The organism is Psychrobacter sp. H26 (genome assembly GCF_059073035.1).
Genome location: NZ_JCACRW010000001.1, coordinates 2,499,794 through 2,516,153, shown reverse-complemented (window position 1 = coordinate 2,516,153; position 16,360 = coordinate 2,499,794). Strand labels below are relative to the sequence as shown.

Sequence of the window (16,360 nt, the reverse complement as noted above, 5' to 3'; positions counted from 1 at the left end):
TATTTTGGTATTGAGCTGGTATTGAGCAGAATCTTTGGACTTATAAGACTATAAGAACCTATTAAAATAAAGGGTGAAATATAAAGCTGTAAACGACACAAGCCATACGTAAGTATGGCTTGCTGTTATCAATATTTAACAATATAGCGTACGTACTTATTTGAGCTGAGTAACGGTTTTCCATGCGCCACTGTTCACTTGTGATAAGTAAACATCATTAATCGCAACATGGCTCTCAGGGGTAATGGCGACCGTAGACCCTGTCACGCCATCAACAAAACTAACCGTCTCTAGACCGGCATTGAATGTATCGGCATTCAAGTCAGGACCTGCAGCTTTTAGTCCGTCAACGGTGATTCTTGCAGCAACATGACCAATAATCGCGCCTGCTGATACATCTTCACCAGTGGCTTTTTTGAACTTATCAACGAACGCTTTGGTTTCAGGTTCATTGGCTCTTAATGCCAAGTCATTGTAGTAAGAGACTGCATAAAGACCTTCACTTGCACCGCCTGGCGCTGCAGCAACTGCCGGATGGAATCCTGTTGCAGGTGCGATAAACTTCACATCGCTCCAGCCCATGGCGTTTGCCGTACCGACAGCCGTGATAGCGCCTCGGATAGTGAGAGATAACGCAATCAAATCACAATTGGATTCTTTTAGTTTGGCAATCGCCCCTGAGAAGTCTGTCTCATCTGGGCGATGTGAGCTAGAAGCAACCAAAGTAACATTAGGATTATTATCACTGATGTCCTTTGCCGCAGCATTGGTCTCCTCACCATAATCTGACGGGATATACATGACGCATAGGTTTTTCACATCGTTTTCAGCGATCAGATACTCCATCCCAAGTTTCATTGAATCGTAATAAGTGCTCCCGATTGTATAACGACGATTTAGCGCGCCCTCTTCTTGCATAGGGGTTGCAAACGTAATCGGCATGACACTAGGGACATTGGCACGATCCATGATAGGGAAGCTGGCTAAGTTGTGCGGTGTGCCTAATGACATCAACATCGCAAAGACTTTATCGCGGCTTACTAATTTGTTGGCGGCCTGTACTGCCTTTGGCACTTGATAAGAATGGTCTTCGACAATGTAGCGAATCTTTCGACCGTTAACACCGCCTGCAGCATTTATTTCGTCAAAATACATATTGGCCGCAGTGACCGCAGGATTACCAAAACCTGCAAACGGACCAGATAAATCATTTGCACCGCCCAAGACGATTTCGGTATCGGTGACGCCTTGTACTGGTATATCACTCGTAGAAGCTGTCGCTTCGGCATCAGTGCCAGTTGCTGATGTGGTTTCTGGATTATTACACCCAACCAAACCTATCGTCCCAACTGTCAATGCCAGTAGCGTCGTTTTGAATGTCCATCTCATTGCCTATCTCCTTGCGACTGAGTCGCTGTCAGTTTGATGTTACGGTAAATTTGATAGCACTGATCTATACCAACTGTCCGTGTGTAATCAGTACATAGACTCGATTAACGCATGATGTTTTTTCTCAACCAGATTCCTTTTTAATTTCATAGTTGCTGTCAACTCATCATCTTCAGGACTGAGTAACACGTCTATTAGTCGGAACTTTTTTATGGTTTCGACTTGTGCTAGGGTCGCATTGGCAGACTGAACCACATCATCTATCAAGGCGATCACTTCAGGCGCGTGACACAATGAGCGAAAATCAGAGAACATCACTTGATTGTCTTGGGCATATTTTTCTACGTTTTCTTGATCTATCATGATAAGACAAGTGAGGTACTTACGCTTATCGCCAATGACGACCGCGTCTGAGATATAAGGTGAAAATTTGAGCTTGCTTTCTATGGCAGCTGGGGTAACGTTCTTACCACCTGCTGTGATGATGATGTCTTTGATACGGCCTGTGATAAATATATAGCCATCTCTTATCTCGCCCACATCACCTGTATGTAGCCAGCCGTCACGTAGGTCGTCAGCGGTTTTTTCTGGCTTGTTCCAGTATCCTGCAAACACATTGCCACCTTTTAGTAATATCTCGCCATTATCAGCGATGCGAACTTGAGAGTGTGGTAAGGGTTTACCGACGCTACCGACCATTTGGGCGTCTTGAGTATTCATGGATATCACGCCTGTACTTTCAGTCATGCCGTAGCCTTCATAGATAGGCACACCTATCGCATGAAACCAACGAATAATATCCAATGATATGGGGGCCGCCCCAGTGGTAGCACGGCGAACATTGGTCATTCCAATAAGATCACGAATCTTACGCAATACCAGCTTGTCCCAAAACTCGTAACGAAGCCGTTGACCAGCCGTAGGCGTTTTCCCTGCCATAATCGTGTCAGCATGGTCATGACCTGCTTTTATGGCTTGATCAAATGCCCAGCCATTGAACGCACTGGCATCGCTACGCATATTACTGATAGAGGCGTACATTTTTTCCCATAGCCTTGGGACAGCCGTAAAGGTATTGGGCGATACTTCTTTCATGTTTTCGAATACGGTCTCGGTACTCTCCGCAAAGTTGACGATACAGCCTCTATGAATGGGGACATCTACCGACACCACACGCTCTAGTACATGGCATAAAGGCAAAAAACATAGCTGCTCATCAGTAGGTAGAACCTCGATGACTTCGGTGGTTGTCTTTAGCCCGAACATGACGTTGGCGTGCGTTAAAATAGCGCCTTTTGGGTCGCCAGTCGTGCCTGACGTGTAGATCAGTGTGCGTATGTCATTTGCGGTGCTTTGGTCAATATAGTTGCCAAAACGCTCTAGCGCATTGTCAACACTTTGACCAATCTCATATAGCTCATCCAAAAAGATAACCTGCTCATCTTCTAGGCTACGTAGACCTTTACGCTCAAAGACGATGACTTTTTTGAGCATCGGTGTCCGCTCACGGATCTCTAAAAACTTATGGAGCTGCTCATCGTTTTCAACGATCAAAAATTTAGACTGACTGTCATTGAGTATATAGGCGAGCTGATCTGGACTGTCTGTGGTGTAGACGCCATTGGGTATACCGCCTACAGCGCAGATACCCATATCGCAATAGAGCCACTCTTTATTGTCTTCACTCAAGATAGAAACCGTGTCCCCTTTGGTCAGACCCAGCTCAATAAGTGCCATGCCGATATCACAGCCGCGATGATAATAATCCAGCCAGCTATAACTTTGCCAAATACCGAAGGCTTTTTCGCGATGGGCGATTTTTTCTCCTCGGCTCAGGCACATCTGTCGCCAGAGCTTACTTAAGGTATCGCAGCCTTCTAGGACCTGCAGCTCATGGTCATAAGGCGCATTACGTATCTTGCGGCTGTTATTGTGGTCGTTACTATGGCTGTTATTGTGAGTAGAAGACTCCATATGAGCCGATGCTTGTGCCACAGAGACGCTCTCAGTGACTGCCGTATCAGCAGTAGCGGGATGGGTCACATCAGTCGAATTATCAGTAGAATGAGTCATGAGTATTATCGCCAAGTCTTTTTGCGTTTCCACCGAGTGGCTTCCGCTGTATTGTCTTTGGTTTGTCCAAGGTAGAACTCTTTAATATCATCAGAGTGCATCAGCTTGTCTGCTGAGCCTGCCATGACGATACGTCCCGTTTCTAACACATAACCATAATCCGCTGCAGCGAGCGCGACTCTTGCGTTTTGCTCAACCAGTAAGATTGTCACGCCCTGCTCTTTGTTCAATCTGCGAATGATGGCAAATATCTCTTGTACCAGTAGTGGTGACAGGCCAAGTGACGGCTCGTCAAGGAGCATCAGCGAAGGGCGTGACATCAGTCCGCGACCGATCGCCAGCATCTGCTGCTGACCTCCGGACATCGTGCCGGCAGCCTGCGTACGGCGGTCTTTGAGTATGGGAAAATACTCGTATATCATCTCAACATCACGCTCTATCTCAGACTTATCACGCCGAGTATAAGCGCCCATTGCTAGATTTTCGGCAACATTCAAGAAAGGGAAAACCTCTCGACCTTCTGGAACATGTGATAGACCTTTCTTTACTAACCGATCAGGTTCAGTGCCATCGATACGCTCACCGTGGAACCATACCGCGCCTTTACGTGGATTGATAACCCCAGAGATGGTCTTCATGAGCGTGGTTTTACCCGCGCCATTAGCGCCTAAAATTGTGACTACTTTACCTTCTGGTACCTCAAGGCTTACGCCCCTTAATGCCATGACAGGGCCATAAGCAGACTCTAGGTTACGTACCTCTAACATGTTGTTCTTTACTTCAGAATCCACTAAATTCATCTCAGTGGCTGGCGCTGCAGATGACAGTGATTTTTTAATTGGTTTCATCACACGCTCTCCTGCCCAAGATAGGCCTCGATGACTTGTGGGTTGGCTTGAACCTCAGCTGCCGTGCCCTGCGCCAAAAACTTACCTTCAGCCACAGCCAAAACACGATCTGATACTCGGTTGACTAGGCTCATGTCATGCTCGACCATCAATATCGTCAAACCCAAATCTTTTTGCATATCCTCGATCCACCATGCCATCTCGGACGTCTCCTCTACACTAAGACCGGATGCGGGCTCATCGAGCAAAATAAGCTTGGGATTGGCCGCAAGCGCGCGAGCAATTTCAACGACTTTTCTAATACCATAAGGCAAGCCTGCAATCAGTTGATCTCGATAAGGCGCTAGTTCCAAGAAGTCTATGATCTTCTCAACGTGCATACGATGCTCGCGCTCACTACGGCGCACCTTTGGTGAAAACAGCAAGTCCTGTATCCATGAGGTGCTACGCTGAGAGTGACGACCGATGAGTAGATTCTGTAGCACACTAGAGTGATCAAACAGCTCGATATTCTGAAACGTGCGCGCAATGCCCAGTTTGGCAATGTCATGAGCTGGCAGATCGGTGATATCCGTACCATCAAAAGTAATACGACCACTGAGCGGCTCATACAATCGACTGATTAAGTTAAAAATAGTCGACTTGCCCGCGCCGTTAGGTCCTACGATCGTAAATACTTCACCTTCGTTAACTTCAAAACTAATGTTATCAACGGCTTTTACACCACCAAACGCGATAGATAACGACTCTACTTGTAATAGGCTCATCGCATACGCTCCGTTTTTAGATAAGTTTTGGAACGGCGGAACAGACCTTTTCGATACAGCGGGAACATATTGAACCACGTGCGTATCTTAATCCACATACCGTATATACCGCGCGGCTCATAAATGATCATAATGACGATAACCAAAGCAAATAATGCGGTATCAATACCAGGAATGTTGGTGATACTAGCGCCCGTACTTTGCCCGATGACGTCACCTAAAATCGCAATAACTTGCGGTAATAAGACGACGACCACTGCACCAAAAAACGCACCGTGTATAGACCCTAAGCCACCGATGACAATCTGCAGTAGTATGGTGATAGAGATAACGACAGTAAAACTCTCATAGTTAACTGCTTGCACGAAATGCCCGTACATCGCGCCGCCGACCGCTGTAATCGCACAAGATAAGCTGAAAGCTAACGTTTTTGCTTGTGGCACATTGACGCCAAGTGCGCGGGCAGAGACCTCACTGTCTCTAATGGCCAAGAACGAACGTCCAGTATTGCTTCTGAGAAGATTGATATAACCAAAGGTAATCAGGATCACTAGTGCCAAGCATAAGTAATAAAAGGCTTTTGGCGTGATGTAGCGATCGATGGTATAGCCAAAGAGATTGATGGGAGACGCAAAGGTACCAGAGATACCACCGGTAATGGGCTCAGCAACGATAGCAATATCTTCGATGATAATACTAAGCGCCAAGGTAGCAATGGCTAAGTAAATACCACTGGTTCTCAAGATCGGCCGAGCAATCATTGCGCCAATAACACCTGTAATAACTGCACAGGCGATCAAAGCTGGAAAAAAGTTCCAACCTCGACTCATCAGTGCCAGATGACTAAAAGCACCTATCGCCATAAAAGCGGCATGACCCAAACTGACTTGACCGGTATGACCCGTCAAAAGCATGAGACCGAGTCCTGATATGGACCAAATTAATATGGCACTGAGCTCACTAATATAATAGTTGCTGAGCAACCAAGGTGCCATTAGGAGTAGTAAGAGAAGCACGCCGTATTTTATAAGCTGGCGTTTATCATCGAAGACATTGATGTCTTGATCGTAGCTGTGTTTAAACTGGGCTTTCATTGACAGTACTCTTCCTTGAAATTGTTTAGAGAAAGCTTTGTCATCCTTGAATCAAAGCGTCTATGAATCAAAGCTTCTATACTTTTTTCTGTTTGACCTGCGAAAAAATACCGCCTGGACGTACGATCAGCACAATCAACATCACCACATAAGGCGCAATCTGACTGAGACCTAACGGCAGATAACGACTGGCGAATGGTTCTATTACGCCAACTAACAGCCCGCCGACGAGAGCACCTGGGAGAGAGCCTAGACCGCCGATTACCGCAGCGGCAAACGCCTTGATGCCGAATAACAGCCCGATGGAGGGTTCGATCGCGCCTTTGGCTGCAAACAATATGCCCGCAAGCGCAGCGACAACACCGGACAGCGCCCACACAATACCGTTGACTCGTTTGACGGGGATGCCCATATAGTAAGCTGCCATTTGGTTTTGGCTACTCGCTTGCATCGCGATACCGAGCCGCGTATGGGCAAAGAAGAAGTACAGAATAGAAGTGAGTGCGATGGTAGATACGATAATTATCAGATCAACATAAGCAATACTCAGTGACCCTAACGCTAGCATCTGACCTGAGAACGGTGTCTGTAATGAGACTGGGCTATGTCCCCAGATGACACCCGCGACAAAGCGTATCAAAAAGCCTAGCGAGATGGTAAGAATAACCATGGCGAATTGCGGTTGACCAAAGATTCCGCGCAATACGAATCGATCAAGCAGATAACCAAACACCCCCATAATAATGGAGGCAAGCGTGATGCCCAATAGAAAAGGAAGGTTTGCTTCATCAGCATTGATGAAAGCGATGCCTAAAAAAGCGCCGAGCATGAGCATATCGCCCTGAGCAAAGTTTACGGCCTCAGAGGCTTTGTAAATCAGTACAAAACCCAGCGCTAACAGCCCATATATACAGCCATTAGCAATCCCGCTAATGAGCAGTTGTAGGATATCCATAAAGTCCCTTTTGTCTTAACATTATCATCCATGACAATGTTTAAATAAGCCGGTCAATCGGCTGGGTTTTAACTCAACTACTTTTGGAGAACATCATGTCCTTCCAATAAAAATGCCTACATTCTCAACAAGTAATAAACGTAATAGCAGTACTAACGAACAATATTTGTGCTTTTACATTATACCAACTACTGTTTGTTGTCTATAAAAAAATAAGGTCATTCAATGATTTATAGCAAATAGGCTTAAGTGATATGCATCAATCACTTAAAACACTTTTATTATTGCCATGATATAATTTGGATACTTTATATCGTTTATCTAAATCTATTTTATAAGTCATCATCATGAGTCAAATGCAAAAACAAGCCAGGTCAGCCAAGTCACATAACCAGTCAATAGACAATCCGTCAGTATCTAAAAAGTCTAATGACAAACATTATGACGTCATCATCGTTGGTGCTGGCGCTTCAGGATTGTATTGTGCACTGACAGCTGGTCGCCGTGGTCGCCGCGTGTTAGTCATAGATCACGCCAACAAAGCGGGCAAAAAAATCTTAATGTCAGGTGGTGGTCGCTGCAACTTTACCAACTATTTCGTTGAGCCTGAGCACTTCATCGGTACCAACCCGCATTTTTGTAAATCAGCGCTGAGTCGTTATCCAAGTTGGGAGTTTATCGGTATGGTAGAGGCGCATCAGATTCCTTATCATGAGCGTGAGCATGGTCAGCTGTTCTGTGATGACTCTGCCCAAGATATTCTGACCATGCTCTTGGACGAATGCACGGCGGTCGGCGTCCAAGTCAAGCTCAATACTCAGATTGACCACGTGCAAAAGACCGACCATGATAAAGGTAAACGTTTTATACTGACAACCAGCAAAAAACTGGGCAAAAAAGACACGCCAACTGAGGGTCAACCTGTGCAGACGCGCTATAGCTGTGAGTCGTTGGTTGTAGCGACTGGTGGTCTGTCTATCCCAACGATGGGGGCAACTGGTCTCGGTTATGAGTTGGCGCAGCAGTTCGGTCATACACTGATAGCTACCGATGCTAGTCTGGTACCGTTTACTTTCACAGACAAGACTGGCGAGCTGATACGTGCATTGGCAGGTATCAGCCTACCTGTCATTGCTAGTAATGAGCGTATTTCCTTTAAATTGCCTGTACTGTTCACCCATCGCGGACTCTCTGGCCCGGCGATGCTACAGCTGTCGAACTATTGGCAGACTGGAGAGACCATCAGTATCAATCTATTACCTGATGTGAATGTCACTGATATTTTGCTTGCCCGCAAGCAGTCGCATCCACGCCAGCTGATCCGTACTGTACTGGCAGAGAACACAGACAACGCCCTACCCAAAAAACTACTGGCAGCACTACAGACTCATCTGTGGGATGACATCAAAGATACGGAGCTTGCCAATATTAAAGATGAGCGGATAGCTGATCTTGGCGCTACTCTCAACGGCTGGCCACTCAAACCCTCTGGTACCGAGGGCTATCGTACCGCTGAGGTTACACGTGGCGGAGTAAAGACGGATGAAGTATCTTCAAAGACCATGCAAAGCAACTTGCAAGAGGGCTTGTACTTCATCGGTGAAGTGCTCGATGTAACAGGCTGGCTTGGTGGCTATAACTTTCAATGGGCATGGGCCAGTGGGTTTGTTAGTGGCGAAGTCGTTTAACGCTACTTAGCATCAGTATTATTAAATTAAACACAACATAAGTTCATTTTATTGCATCATTCATATATAATATTCACTTATCGTTATTTATGTTAATTGAATTGCGAGGTAATCAATGCGCCCAATTAAGCAGATTCATGGAGATAAAGCACCACATTGGGTCGGTGACGGATTTTTTGTAAAGACGTTAATCAATCATCTTGATGACCATCCAGACTTTAACTACAGTCACACCGATCCGTTTTTATTGTTTGACTATGGTGAGCCCACGACCTTTTCACCCAATCCTGACTACCAGACACAGCCTCATGGTGTCGGTCAACACCCTCATAAAGGCTTTGAAACCGTTACTATCGCTTACTCAGGTGAGATCAGTCATGCTGACTCGACAGGGGGACGCGGCGATATATTAGAAGGTGGGGTACAGTGGATGACTGTTGGTCGCGGTATCCTGCATGAAGAGTTTCACTCTGAAGCCTTTGGACAGCGTGGTGGCGTGTTTAGTATGGTGCAGCTATGGGTAAACTTACCAAGTGCCGATAAATTAACTGATCCCAAATATCAATCTATCAAGCGTACTGATATGCCTATCATCGAGCTGATGGACGATAGTGGCGCTGGCCTTCAAGATACTGTTGCTAAAGGTGCTGACAAGCAAACTGTCATAGGGCAAGTCGCTATCATCGCAGGTGACTGGCATGGTCTCACTGGTGCGGCAACGACCTTTACCCCTATTAACTTATGGGATATCGAGCTGCACACAATGGGCACAACGACTCTACAAATACCAAGTACACACAACACGTTGCTGCTCGTACAAGAAGGTACTCTGTTGGTTAACGGTGTATCCGTCAGTGCAGGCAGACTGATTCAGTTTGCAGCGCCAATCTCTGTAGATAATCAGCCTATGCCACTATCTGACGCTACTACCGATGTTACCGATACCATCGAGCTGACCTGCCTTGCAACTACCGATGAGAGCGCTCCTATCAAGTTACTCCTGCTGAGTGGGCAGCCAATCGGTGAGCCAGTTGCAGGTTATGGCCCCTTTGTCATGAATACACAAGAAGAGCTAAGGCAGACCTTTCGCGATTATCAAACCGGTAATTTTGGTAAATAAATAAAATTTACCCAAAAAAAGCCCTCTGACTATCGTAGTCAGAGGGCTTTTTTGATACGTCATGCAGCTACTGAGTCAGAAATACTGACCCGATGACTGTTACGCTTGATCTAAAGATGGATAGTCGGTGTAACCTTCTGCACCGCCGCCATAGAAAGACTCTGGATGCTGCTCATTGAGCGCCGCGCCTTTTTGGATACGTTCAGGCAGATCAGGGTTTGCAATATAATCACGACCAAAAGCAACTGCATCGATATAACCTGCTTTTACGTTTCTCTCTGCTTTTTCGGCAGTGTAGCCACCAGCAGCAATAATCATATTGTCAAAAGCATCACGGACGCGCTGACGGAATCCGTCATTGTAAGGCGTACCACCTGCCCAGTCAGGCTCTGATAGATGTAAATACATCAGACCACGCTTGTTGATTTGCTCAACCATCCAGACGTTTTCGTCTTCGTCGTAGCCCGCTTCTACATTGTTAAATGTACCCAGTGGCGAGATACGAATACCAACATGGTCTGCATCCCAAGCATCTACGCATGCGTCAATGACATCTAGCGTCAGGCGCGCACGGTTTTCGCGGCTACCGCCATATTCGTCGTCACGCTGGTTGGTTTGCTCAACCCAGAACTGATGTAGCAAGTAACCATGAGCACCATGAACCTCTACGCCATCAAAGCCAGCTTCTTGAGCGTTTTTGGTTGCTTGAGCAAAATCAGCAATGACTTGTTTGATTTCATCTAGCGTGGCTGGACGCGGCGGCGTTGCATCGACGCGGATAGCTTGGTTATCGCTATCACGTAGCGAGGTGCGCACACCAACATCGACATTAGACGCAGAGATTGGCGCTTTGCCATCTGGCTGTACGCTCTCATGAGAGACTAGACCTGTATGCCATAGCTGCACGACGATCTTGCCGCCTTTTGCATGGACATTATCTACGATGGCTTTCCATGCCGTGATTTGATCTTTGGTGTGGACGCCTGGTGCACCTGCATAGCCTTTTGCTTGGAATGAAACCTGCGTCGCCTCAGTGATGACCAGACCAGAGCTTGCACGCTGAGAGTAATACTCGCCAGCAAGCGCTGTCGGTACATCGCTTGGCTCAACTGAACGCAGACGCGTGAGCGGTGCCATGATAATGCGGTTCTTTAGGGTCTGAGTGCCCATTTCGACGGTTTCAAATAAGTTATCGTGTGCCATAAAAAGCCTTGTTCGTTGTATTAAACCTAAATGATAGGTTTTGTATTTGTTGGTATATAGCGCTCAGTTTTATTGATTTGATTTGCCGAGCGCTGTATTCGTTAGCCGAGTTCTTTATAGGGGCAGCTGCAATTATTCCAAGCAATATTTACAAACAGATACACCAATATTCACTTATTTGAATCTTTGTAAGTCATTGCTACTAAGACTGTTTACCAAGTCTTAAGCCTTATTTGTCTGAGTGGTATTCTTTGACTGCAGCATACTCTTAACAGATAGCTCTAATGACAGATAGGTACCGATCAAGATCACGATTGAGCCAATAATAGCTTGTATATTTAGCGCTTCACCAAGCAATACATATCCCAAAATAATCGCAAAAATAGGAATAACCAATGTGATGCTCGTGGCACGCGTTGGACCGATATTTTTGATTAATTGGTTCATAAATATAAGAGCGATAGCGGTCGAAAATACGCCGATACATATCACAGATACCCATGCTTTTAGACTAATTGCCTGACCATAAGGGAACTCATTAAAGGCAACAGGCAGCATAATGATGCTACCAATAATCAGTGAGCCTGCCGTGATCGCAACAGGGGAGACATTGAACAGATAGTTTTTGGTGATGTTAGCGCCGACAGCATAACCGACACAGGCCAGTAACGCGTAGCCCATCGGTAGTAATCCTTCAACCAAGCCTTTACCCTGCTCCGCGCCGCCAAACAGGCTTTCGCTCATCAATATAATGACCCCCACCACGCCAATGACCAGACCGAATGCTTGTTTTTTTGATAGCCTATCTTTAAAGAATACGCGAGCGATAAAACCACTCATCATTGGTACAGAGGCATTCAATACTGCCAATACGCCAGCATTCACTGACTGAGCAGAGAAAGAAAACAGTACAAAAGGAAGCGCTGCCGAAAATATGCCGACGAGCGACAGCATTTTCCAATGCTCTTTGATACCGACTCTGTTTTTTTTCTTTAGTAGTACAAAGACAAGCATGACCAGTCCGGCAAATATCACACGCAGGCTGGCAAAAGCCAATGAGCCAAACTCAGGCACGCCAACCCGATAAAATACAAAGGAGAGCGACCACATAAAAGAGAGCGTCACAAAGATGATGAGGTCACGGTTGGTCATTGGATAATCCTATTAAGTGCTTAGACTGCATTTGCCAACTCGTGTCGGTCATAACTGTCTGCTATGTGGTGAAAATTATCGTGCTAATAAAGCACTATGATGGTAGAACTTTAGTCGTTTGATATGTCGTTTTTTATAAATTTTATAGCGCCATTCTAATTGATTGACCCATTTCATTTAAAGCCGTATCCATACATTCGTCTTTTTTTATCTTAAATAACCGGGTAAAACACATTATCTAGTGACAAACCAGTAGTTGCTGCTGACCTATAACTTATGTACTTTAGCCTATTTCAGTACCTCACTATTCATATACTGGCAAACTCCGAAGTCACTCTTGAGACATTACTCCCATTAGTACCTATAAGAGTAGAACCTATCCTGATATCGAAGCTTTTCAACAATAAAACTGCGCGATAGATAATCTTAATAATATCAAAGTATAACCAATACTATCTAATCAGTAGGAGTTTTCCTTAAAAATAAAATAGTTGATATTTGTTTACTAATTTTTTACTATCTAAAAGGTATTGGCTCGTATCTGGTGGTACAAAAACGGATGGTAGATATGATTAGTAGGATTTATAAATTATTGAGGAATGATTATGAAAAGGATAGCGTTATTCATCGGTATGATGTCAGTTGCAACAGCAGGATTTTGCGGGGTTGGTCAGTTCTCAGGTGAGACCACCTGCTACGTTTATAAACAAGACAAATTACAAAAAAAGCTAAACTGTCAGTATGAGGGCGCTGAGGGCGCGGCGATGACGTATTCGTTTAGACAAGCGACCTATACCCTACCAGGATTTGGTACGATGGCAACCTCTACTAGTGCAAACTATAATGACCGTAATGAGGTGACTGGATGGACGACCACTGTCAACGATGAGCCCGCGATTATCAGATATCGTCTGCCAACCAATCAGCGTATCGTCAGTGATGCCTATGCGCAGTCTGGCAAAGCGGTGATGCAGTGTTATCTCAGTACCAAATCGCAGTGGGAAATTTGTGCTGAATAATCTTTGGGTTTGGGTTATATATTTGCAAACTCATTTATAGCTACGATGCTCGAGATTACCATCCAATATTAATAGATAGTAAATGGCAATCAAATACAGAAGCAATTCGTATTTTTTTGGAGAAAAGAAGAACCTAATAGGTTGAACTGAGACATGTTGACATAGGTTCAACTGTACTATTGAACATTCATAATAACTGCCTAGTTAATTACTAACTCTCTTCTTCAAATCCCAAGAATTCATGTCACATTCACAGTAGTAAACCTCAATAGCTTGTTTTTTCCAGCTCTGAATTAGGGATGCGTACTCATCTTGTGTGACTATTGCCGTTCTCGATATATTTTTATAGATATTTTTACCTAAATATACTTCTTTTATTGAGCTTTTAGGGATAGAGAAACAGTACAGCGGTCGACCCGCTATTGTGATTTTATTGAAGTCTTCAGAGACCCCTTCCCCGCTATGATAACTAGCTTTTAGGCTTTTAACTTCTTTTACGACTCTCACTTCTTCTTCGTAAGCCCAGTCTAATGATTTATACAAAAAAGCTCTTTTTGCAAGATTAAATATATTTCCTTCAAATAGAATGTTTTGACCAATATCCATTAACTCGTCATCACTTATTAGATCTAAGTCATTGTGTAGTTTAGTTTTTGTATATATTACTTCACCAAGCTGATACGGAATAAAATTGTTAGAAAGTGAATGTAAGTTAGCTTCGTCAACATCAATTCCAACAACCACTCCTTGATGAGAATCTCCATAGTGGGCCCACATCAAGGGGTTTAACGGTTGTCTAGTCAATGATAAGACAGCATAACCTTGTGAGAACCTGTTTCTACAAGCCTCTTGAGCGATTTTAGAGCTTACAATAGAATTCGACTGTTCTTTAAACCCGAAAGCAGTACATTCGAAAGGATCATTAAAATCCTCGAGGTGCGTAAAACCAATGGATGAAGTTTCAATAACTTTCATCGCGCCTGATAATGACATGTATTTGTATAAAATCATGAAAGTCCTTCTATACTAAAAGTAGAATACTTCTGTAAGCTTAACCTTTTATATTAATTAGATCTTGTATACAGCTTATTTTATTAAAAAATTTTATAAATATATTATGCTTTTCTAAATCACCCTTCCTACCACATCCCAATTGAATTCCAACCTTCCATCAGTAAGAATAGTTTTATCTAACTTATAAACCCTAAACACATTCCAAAAAGGATCTATCATGAAACTGCGCATCTTAAAGTCTGCGGTGACCAATCCTTGGTTCAATCTTGCCACCGAGGATTGGATATTCAACACACTTGATGCCGACTCGCATACATTATTTTTGTGGCGCAACTCTGAGACCGTGGTCATTGGTCGCTCGCAAAACCCATGGGTCGAGTGCAAGACGGATAAGATGACGGCAGATGATGTGTTTTTGGCGCGGCGTCAGAGTGGTGGCGGTGCAGTTTTCCATGACTTGGGCAACACTAATTTTACTTTTTTGTCCCCCAAGCACGCGTATGACCAAACGGCCAACTTCACCATTATCATCAATGCACTAAAAAAACTGGGCATAGATGCCACGCTATCTGGTCGTAATGACATGCAAGTGGGCGATAGAAAAATATCAGGCAGTGCCTTTAAACATGCGGCCGATCGCAGCTTTCATCATGGGACACTACTGGTCAATGCCAATATGCAAAAGCTTGGCGACTATCTCAATCCGCATCCGCTAAAACTCAAAGCAAAAGGCATCAAATCTGTGCGTTCGCGTGTGGCAAACTTGGTAGAATTCAATGATGCCATCAATCATGAGACGCTGTCTAATGCGATTATCGAGGCGTTTTGTGACTATTATGGAGAGACTGCGCCAGTTGAGCAGTTGGATGAAGCCAGCCTTGCCAAGCAGCCAACGCTAAACGCTTACTATCAGCAGATGGCAGATTGGAATTGGCGCTTTGGCAAAACGCCTGAGTTTAGCCATCATATCGAGACGCGCTTTGATTGGGGTATCATGGATGTACATATGGATGTGAGGCAAGCGGTGATTGCAGAGGTTGTTATCTTCTCTGATGCGTTAAATGTTGAGCTTATTGATTTGCTTAAAGAGACATTGACGGGTGTGAAATATAACAAGAGCGAGATTAAAGATGCGCTTGCTGAACTGGCAAACTCGCAACATGAAATAGCGGCGCAGGTGGGTGATGTTGAGAAGTGGTTGGTTGGTGAGATGAATGCTTAAACTTTTAGTCTGCTGATATCTTGTGCTGATATTTACATTTCAGCTTTGGCATTTTAGAGGTGGCTATTTAAAGTTGAATCCGTTAAAAAAGGTAGAATGACTTATGGAACAAATAGCTATTATTTTCTTTGTGCTGACTTCTTTTTTGGGGATGGAAGACAATACTATTGCAGCCGATAAAACGACTGTGACGGTATACCCTCGTCGCCAAATAGTAGAAATCACTCAACAAGATCTATTTGCTATTGTCCACTCGAATGCCGATGCAACCCACGTCAGAAAACAGTGGTCTCACATATTAGTCAACTCACAGCAGGGTACTGGTTGGGCAAAAGCATTAGCGCCTTTTCCTAGTAAGACAATAACGCTAGCAACGGTAAATAACCAAATTCAGCCACAGCTAACACTAAGTTATAACGATGAGAAAGATTTGCGTGCGATGGGTATCTGGTATGACGCTGATAAAAATCATTTTTCTATCAACCATGTACCACGAGATGATCTGCAAACGACAGATGGTAAATTAATAGGAAATTATTGGGTATTTAACGCAGACAAGCCTTTTAGCTTTACCCTTGAGCCGTTCAAAGCGCTACCTCAGGCTTACCAAAACCTCAAACAACCAATAACGCAAATACTGGCTGAAGACGATGCTCTAATACAATAGCCTCTCACTAACGCCTCTCTATAGTTGAAGTCTTTGCCATTAAAATAGTTACGATATCGGACCACAATAAAGCCAGATAAATAACGCACTAACTACCACTTTTTCTAAAGCAAAAAAAGCAGCAAGATAATCTATCTTGCTGCTTTTAC

Annotated in this window: 14 protein-coding genes; 5 read left to right on the top strand and 9 right to left on the bottom strand. The window is 44.4% G+C overall.

Going from position 1 to position 16,360, the window contains the following annotated elements:
* Positions 1-156: 156 nt before the first annotated feature.
* From AC5JPT_RS10455 to AC5JPT_RS10430, 6 genes are all read right to left on the bottom strand, one after another.
* Entirely contained in the window at positions 157-1,389 is a 1,233-nt protein-coding gene (locus AC5JPT_RS10455) for an ABC transporter substrate-binding protein (RefSeq protein ID WP_493858041.1), read from the bottom strand.
* 87 nt (positions 1,390-1,476) lie between these two features.
* Positions 1,477-3,462 (bottom strand): AMP-dependent synthetase/ligase, encoded by a 1,986-nt coding sequence (locus AC5JPT_RS10450; RefSeq protein ID WP_493858040.1) that lies wholly within the window; start codon positions 3,460-3,462, stop codon positions 1,477-1,479.
* A gap of 5 nt (positions 3,463-3,467) precedes the next feature.
* On the bottom strand, positions 3,468-4,310 hold the full coding sequence (locus AC5JPT_RS10445) for an ABC transporter ATP-binding protein (RefSeq protein ID WP_443525225.1): 843 nt from the start codon (positions 4,308-4,310) through the stop codon (positions 3,468-3,470).
* The gene (locus AC5JPT_RS10440; RefSeq protein ID WP_443525223.1) at positions 4,310-5,077 is read right to left on the bottom strand and encodes an ABC transporter ATP-binding protein; all 768 of its coding nucleotides are present in this window, start codon (positions 5,075-5,077) and stop codon (positions 4,310-4,312) included. Before AC5JPT_RS10440 ends, AC5JPT_RS10445 begins: the two co-directional genes overlap by 1 nt.
* Complete coding sequence (locus AC5JPT_RS10435; protein ID WP_493843874.1) at positions 5,074-6,171, bottom strand: branched-chain amino acid ABC transporter permease; 1,098 nt, start codon at positions 6,169-6,171, stop codon at positions 5,074-5,076. Before AC5JPT_RS10435 ends, AC5JPT_RS10440 begins: the two co-directional genes overlap by 4 nt.
* A gap of 76 nt (positions 6,172-6,247) precedes the next feature.
* Positions 6,248-7,126, bottom strand: a complete 879-nt coding sequence (locus tag AC5JPT_RS10430) for a branched-chain amino acid ABC transporter permease (RefSeq protein ID WP_319051226.1) — start codon at positions 7,124-7,126, stop codon at positions 6,248-6,250.
* A 347-nt stretch (positions 7,127-7,473) separates the two neighbouring features.
* Here AC5JPT_RS10430 and AC5JPT_RS10425 point away from each other — a divergent pair, with 347 nt between their 5' ends.
* Together AC5JPT_RS10425 and AC5JPT_RS10420 are read left to right on the top strand one after the other, a co-directional pair.
* Positions 7,474-8,814, top strand: a complete 1,341-nt coding sequence (locus tag AC5JPT_RS10425) for a BaiN/RdsA family NAD(P)/FAD-dependent oxidoreductase (RefSeq protein WP_493858039.1) — start codon at positions 7,474-7,476, stop codon at positions 8,812-8,814.
* A gap of 115 nt (positions 8,815-8,929) precedes the next feature.
* A complete protein-coding gene (locus tag AC5JPT_RS10420; protein WP_493858038.1) occupies positions 8,930-9,934 on the top strand; it encodes a pirin family protein in 1,005 nt (334 codons plus the stop codon).
* A 99-nt stretch (positions 9,935-10,033) separates the two neighbouring features.
* Here AC5JPT_RS10420 and AC5JPT_RS10415 read toward each other — a convergent pair whose 3' ends face one another.
* Together AC5JPT_RS10415 and AC5JPT_RS10410 are read right to left on the bottom strand one after the other, a co-directional pair.
* On the bottom strand, positions 10,034-11,137 hold the full coding sequence (locus AC5JPT_RS10415) for an alkene reductase (RefSeq protein ID WP_493843877.1): 1,104 nt from the start codon (positions 11,135-11,137) through the stop codon (positions 10,034-10,036).
* Positions 11,138-11,359: 222 nt separating this feature from the next.
* The gene (locus AC5JPT_RS10410) at positions 11,360-12,289 is read right to left on the bottom strand and encodes a DMT family transporter (protein WP_493858037.1); all 930 of its coding nucleotides are present in this window, start codon (positions 12,287-12,289) and stop codon (positions 11,360-11,362) included.
* A gap of 605 nt (positions 12,290-12,894) precedes the next feature.
* On the opposite strand from AC5JPT_RS10410, the gene AC5JPT_RS10405 reads away from it, so the two are divergent.
* Complete coding sequence (locus tag AC5JPT_RS10405) at positions 12,895-13,308, top strand: hypothetical protein (RefSeq protein WP_493858036.1); 414 nt, start codon at positions 12,895-12,897, stop codon at positions 13,306-13,308.
* Positions 13,309-13,512: 204 nt separating this feature from the next.
* Here AC5JPT_RS10405 and AC5JPT_RS10400 read toward each other — a convergent pair whose 3' ends face one another.
* Positions 13,513-14,319: a DUF2971 domain-containing protein gene (locus AC5JPT_RS10400; protein WP_493858035.1), complete on the bottom strand. Its 807-nt coding sequence runs from the start codon at positions 14,317-14,319 to the stop codon at positions 13,513-13,515.
* A 220-nt stretch (positions 14,320-14,539) separates the two neighbouring features.
* Here AC5JPT_RS10400 and lplA point away from each other — a divergent pair, with 220 nt between their 5' ends.
* Together lplA and AC5JPT_RS10390 are read left to right on the top strand one after the other, a co-directional pair.
* Complete coding sequence (gene lplA / locus AC5JPT_RS10395; protein WP_493858034.1) at positions 14,540-15,544, top strand: lipoate--protein ligase; 1,005 nt, start codon at positions 14,540-14,542, stop codon at positions 15,542-15,544.
* Between the two features lie 103 nt (positions 15,545-15,647).
* On the top strand, positions 15,648-16,211 hold the full coding sequence (locus tag AC5JPT_RS10390) for a hypothetical protein (RefSeq protein ID WP_493858033.1): 564 nt from the start codon (positions 15,648-15,650) through the stop codon (positions 16,209-16,211).
* Positions 16,212-16,360 lie beyond the last annotated feature (149 nt).

Excerpts from the sequence above, each read along its gene's own strand:
- AC5JPT_RS10455 (WP_493858041.1), bottom strand. The coding sequence starts at position 1,389 with ATGAGATGGACATTCAAAACGACGCTACTGGCATTGACAGTTGGGACG.
- AC5JPT_RS10450 (WP_493858040.1), bottom strand. The coding sequence starts at position 3,462 with ATGACTCATTCTACTGATAATTCGACTGATGTGACCCATCCCGCTACT.
- AC5JPT_RS10445 (WP_443525225.1), bottom strand. The coding sequence starts at position 4,310 with ATGAAACCAATTAAAAAATCACTGTCATCTGCAGCGCCAGCCACTGAG.
- AC5JPT_RS10440 (WP_443525223.1), bottom strand. The coding sequence starts at position 5,077 with ATGAGCCTATTACAAGTAGAGTCGTTATCTATCGCGTTTGGTGGTGTA.
- AC5JPT_RS10435 (WP_493843874.1), bottom strand. The coding sequence starts at position 6,171 with ATGAAAGCCCAGTTTAAACACAGCTACGATCAAGACATCAATGTCTTC.
- AC5JPT_RS10430 (WP_319051226.1), bottom strand. The coding sequence starts at position 7,126 with ATGGATATCCTACAACTGCTCATTAGCGGGATTGCTAATGGCTGTATA.
- AC5JPT_RS10425 (WP_493858039.1), top strand. The coding sequence starts at position 7,474 with ATGAGTCAAATGCAAAAACAAGCCAGGTCAGCCAAGTCACATAACCAG.
- AC5JPT_RS10420 (WP_493858038.1), top strand. The coding sequence starts at position 8,930 with ATGCGCCCAATTAAGCAGATTCATGGAGATAAAGCACCACATTGGGTC.
- AC5JPT_RS10415 (WP_493843877.1), bottom strand. The coding sequence starts at position 11,137 with ATGGCACACGATAACTTATTTGAAACCGTCGAAATGGGCACTCAGACC.
- AC5JPT_RS10410 (WP_493858037.1), bottom strand. The coding sequence starts at position 12,289 with ATGACCAACCGTGACCTCATCATCTTTGTGACGCTCTCTTTTATGTGG.
- AC5JPT_RS10405 (WP_493858036.1), top strand. The coding sequence starts at position 12,895 with ATGAAAAGGATAGCGTTATTCATCGGTATGATGTCAGTTGCAACAGCA.
- AC5JPT_RS10400 (WP_493858035.1), bottom strand. The coding sequence starts at position 14,319 with ATGATTTTATACAAATACATGTCATTATCAGGCGCGATGAAAGTTATT.
- lplA (WP_493858034.1), top strand. The coding sequence starts at position 14,540 with ATGAAACTGCGCATCTTAAAGTCTGCGGTGACCAATCCTTGGTTCAAT.
- AC5JPT_RS10390 (WP_493858033.1), top strand. The coding sequence starts at position 15,648 with ATGGAACAAATAGCTATTATTTTCTTTGTGCTGACTTCTTTTTTGGGG.